Below are 4,075 nucleotides of genomic sequence, written 5' to 3'. Positions count from 1 at the left end.
GATAGTTTGGCTCGGCGCTCATAGGTCAATTGGGCGATCTGCCCGTTGAGTTCGGCTTTGCTCTGTTGGCTGCCGGCTATAGCGCCGAGGTTCTCGTCGATTAGGCCCTGCAGATCCGAGGCCGATCTTTCCAATTCCAGAATGCGCGGGCGGGTCGTCAATCCAGCCTTGAGCAGCTTTGACAGGCTGGCCTTCTCGTCGATCGTCGATTGCATCTGGGCCTGGTAGGATTGGACCCGAGCCTGCTTGCCCTGGATCTGCTCCTCGAGCTCGGCGATCCGCCGCTCGAGAATCTGCCTGGCGCCGGCCATCGAGGCGCGCTGGCTTTCCAGGTCGGCGATCTGGTTTGCCATCGCATCCCTGAGGTAGGCCTCGTGCTCCTTGAGGATGTCCTTGGGAAAGGCAACAGCCTCGCTGCCATCCAGTTCGGCCCGAATCCTGGCATCGGTTGCACGCAGCAGCGCATATTGCTGGGCATAGAGATTGAACTCGGATCGTATCATGGTGTCGTCCAGCTTCAGCATTATGTCGCCCTTCCTGACGACGTCGCCATCCTTGACGCGGATTTCCTTCACCGTTCCGCCGTCGAAGTGCTGTACGCTCTTGCGATTGCCTTCCACCTTGACGATGGCGTCGGCGAGCACGGCGCCGTTCAGTGGGGCAAAGGCTGCCCAGCCGCCGAAGATACCGAAGAAGGCAACGATGATCAGCAGGCCGATATAGGCTGGCACCCGGATCGAATCCGGAGCGAGGATGCCGGTTTCCCCGGGCAGGCTTCGGTAGGTAAGGGCGCCGTCGCTCATCGCTCTCTCCAAACACGGCTCATTGCGTTACCACCGCCATTGGAGCCGCGCGCTGGTTGAGCAGCGCCACGATCTCGTTTCTCATGCCGAAGGCCTCGACCGCGCCATCGCGCAACAGAAGGATCTTGTCGACATTCGCCAGGGTCGAGGGCCGGTGCGAGACGATGATCACCGTGCTGCCCCGGCGTTTGAGCTCGATCGCACACTCGCTCAGCGCGCGGTCGCCATCGGCGTCCAGATTGGAGCTCGGCTCATCAAGAATAATCAGGTTCGGCGTTCCGAACACCGCACGAGCAAGAGCGATCCGTTGCCTATATCCTCCCGACAGCACTGCGCCGCCTTCGCCAATCTGGGTCTCATAGCCTTGCGGCAGGCGGATGATCATCTCGTGCACGCCGGCGAGCCGCGCGGCCTCGATGACCTCCTGGTCGACATTGGTCTTGAAGCGGCCGATGTTGGCGGCGACCGTATCGGAGAAGAGTTCGATATCCTGCGGCAGGTAGCCGATGTGGTCACCAAGCGCGTCGTGTCCCCAATGCGACAGATCGGCGCCGTCCAGCCTGACGGTGCCGCGGCTGGGTTGCATGACGCCCGCGAGATGACGAGCCAGCGTTGACTTGCCGGCGCCGGACGGGCCGACAATTCCCAGCGCCTCGCCTGCGTCCAGCCGGAATGATACGTCCCGGAGCAGCACTTTCTGCTGGCTGGCAATTGCAAAGCTGATCTGCTCGACCGAAATCTTGCCGGTTGGCTTCGGCAGGTTGAACGATCTTGCGTTCTGCGTGCCCCCGTCGACCAGTTTGTGAACCCTCGCCAGCGCCGCCCGCGCCAGGATCAGGCTGCGCCAGAGGCCAACGATCTGTTCGACGGGCTGCAGTCCTCTGCCCAGCAATATGCTGGCCGCGAACATCGAGCCGGCTGTGGTCTGCCGTTCGATCACCAGATAGGCGCCGAGGCCGAGGATCAGCGACTGCATGGTCAAGCGAAGGAACTTGATCATCCCCGACATCAAGGCGGCGCGGTCGCTGGCTTGCGTCTGGCGTTGAAGCGCCAAGCTGCGGTCGCGTCCCCAGCGGCCGATGAGGCCTTCGATCATGCCCATGGCGCGAATGACTTCCGAGTTCCTCAGGCTCATATCGGTGAAATTGTAGTTGGCCGTCGCCAAGTCGTTGGCCTGCTTGAGCGGGGCGCGCACCAGATATTCGTTGAGCACCGCCATGGTGACGAGCAGCAGCGACGAGCCGAGCGCAAAGAAGCCGAGCCAGGGGTGCAGCAGGAAGATGATGGCGATGTAGATGGGCGACCATGGCAGGTCGAACAGCGCATTGATGCCCATGCCAGTTATGACCTGCCGGAACGTGTCAAAGTCACGCACTGGCTGGCTCTGAGAGGAGCCCGACTGCGTGGTTTCGACCGACGCGGCCACGATCCTCGCGGACAGCAACCGGTCGAGGCGTACGCTAGCCCGGGTCAGGATCGTGGCACGCATGAGGTCGAGACCTGCCAGCGCAAGGAACGCCGCCAGGAGCGCGATGGTAAGCATTACCAGCGTAGTCTGGCTACCGCTGGTCACAACACGGTCGTAGATCTGCAGCATATAGAGCGGCGAGGCGAGATAGAGCAGGTTGATCGCCAGGCTGAAGCCTGCCGCGATCAGGAAATAATGACGGCACGCCAGAAGGGCGTCCTTCACAATCTGCGATTTTCTTTCGAGACTCAAATACCCAGCGGAGAACCGCCCCCCTGTCCACCTGTATGCCGATACTATCCCCGATCCTTCAGCCGGCCACGCGGCCCGTCGGTAGTCCCGTCGTAAACCTTAACGCGGAGGCCCAATCACATCGAGCAACGAGGTGAGCCGCAAAGCGACTCACCTCCTGGTTTCAAAGCACGAAGTCGCTCGCCGTCAGTCCGAGCCCGGTACCGGTCAGCGTGATCTGGAAATCGGCGCCTGTGTTGCCGGTTACGTCCGCACGGACGATTGTGTTGCCGCCACTTTCCGACCACGTGATACTGCTGGCGACGGTATTCACATTCTGCCCTCCGAACAGGAACGCCTGATCACCGGCGGCTCCGCTGGCGTCGATTGAGGACAGGTCGATCTTGTCGACCCCATGCACGAAGTCGGTGATGGTGTCGAAACTGCCGGCACCCGGCGCAGAATCCGCAACGGCTGATCCGTAATAGAATGTGTCGGCGCCCAGACCGCCGCTAAGCGTGTCGGCGCCGGCACCACCGACCAGCCGGTCATTGCCGTCGCCGCCGGACAGGGTATCATTAGCGCCTTGGCCTAACAGCGTGTCATTGCCGGCCAGGCCAAAGATCTGGTCCGCCCCGCCATTGCCGTAGAGTATATCGTCGCCGCCTACGGGGCTGCTGAGATTGTCGCTTGAGTTGCCATTGCTGCCGGTGATGACCTGGAAAGTTTCGGAATACTGGTAAGCAGGCCCGACCGGATCGCCGACCTGCGTTGACTGCACGGTTATGGAATACGCCTTGCTCGGCGAGAGATCTCCCGAGCTCAATGTGTTGCCGGCGATCGAAAACAGTCCAGGGTCCGATTGCGAGGTGATGCTGTAGACGAAGCCGCCGGGATCTGCATCGGTTGCGGACAGTGTTCCCGTGAACTGGAACGAACTGAAAGTCACATTGTCCGTCGTAGTGCTCGGTGTGAGCTGAATGTCCGTCGGAGCAAAGCGCGGCGGGGCATCGGCGGTGCCGAGGACGTCGATGGCGACCGACGTGTGGGTGCCGTCGGCGCTGACCACATCGAAGTTTTCGGTATAGTGCTGGCCGGCGACGAACTCGTCATGGGCCGAGCTTGCCGTGTAGGTCCACGCACCAGCCGCATTAATGGCGAAGGTGCCGTAGGTACCGGCGGTGGCGGCCTGGGCGACGAAGGTTGCGGGGCTGTCGACGTCCGAGATGGTCAGTGTGCCGGAAGTCGAGATATCTGCTGCCGAGTTGGTCTCGGTCAGGTTGGCCGAGGCAGACGATAGCACCGCCGCGTCGTTGGCGCCGTGGATGGTGATGTCGATCACCTTCTGTGTGCCGTCGAGGGTGGTGACCGTCACCAGTTCGTGCAGAGTGGTGTTCGCTCCGGTGCTGTTGAGCGCCTGAACGGCCGCGTTGGCGTCGTCCAGGGTGTAGCTCCAAGCGCCGTTCACGTCCATGGAGAACGTGCCATAGGTCTTGGCGACGGCGGCCTGGGTGTTGAAGGTCGCCGTATTGTCGACATCGGTCGCATTGAGATCGCCGGTCGCCGGCGAGGT

Annotated in this window: 3 protein-coding genes; all 3 read right to left on the bottom strand. The window is 62.0% G+C overall.

Going from position 1 to position 4,075, the window contains the following annotated elements; all coding sequences use genetic code 11:
* The coding region (locus tag NP503_RS32850) for a biotin/lipoyl-binding protein (RefSeq protein ID WP_127272074.1) at positions 1–803 on the bottom strand (803 nt) is incomplete at its 3' end.
* A gap of 19 nt (positions 804–822) precedes the next feature.
* On the bottom strand, positions 823–2,496 hold the full coding sequence (locus tag NP503_RS32845; protein ID WP_236383531.1) for a type I secretion system permease/ATPase: 1,674 nt from the start codon (positions 2,494–2,496) through the stop codon (positions 823–825).
* Between the two features lie 190 nt (positions 2,497–2,686).
* On the bottom strand, positions 2,687–4,075 hold a 1,389-nt coding region (locus NP503_RS32840; RefSeq protein WP_256755071.1), incomplete at its 5' end, for a VCBS domain-containing protein.

Source organism: Mesorhizobium sp. SEMIA396 (assembly GCF_024518615.1).
Lineage (GTDB): Bacteria > Pseudomonadota > Alphaproteobacteria > Rhizobiales > Rhizobiaceae > Mesorhizobium.
The sequence above is the reverse complement of the archived record's forward strand: the minus strand, read 5'-3'. Positions and strand labels throughout refer to the sequence as shown.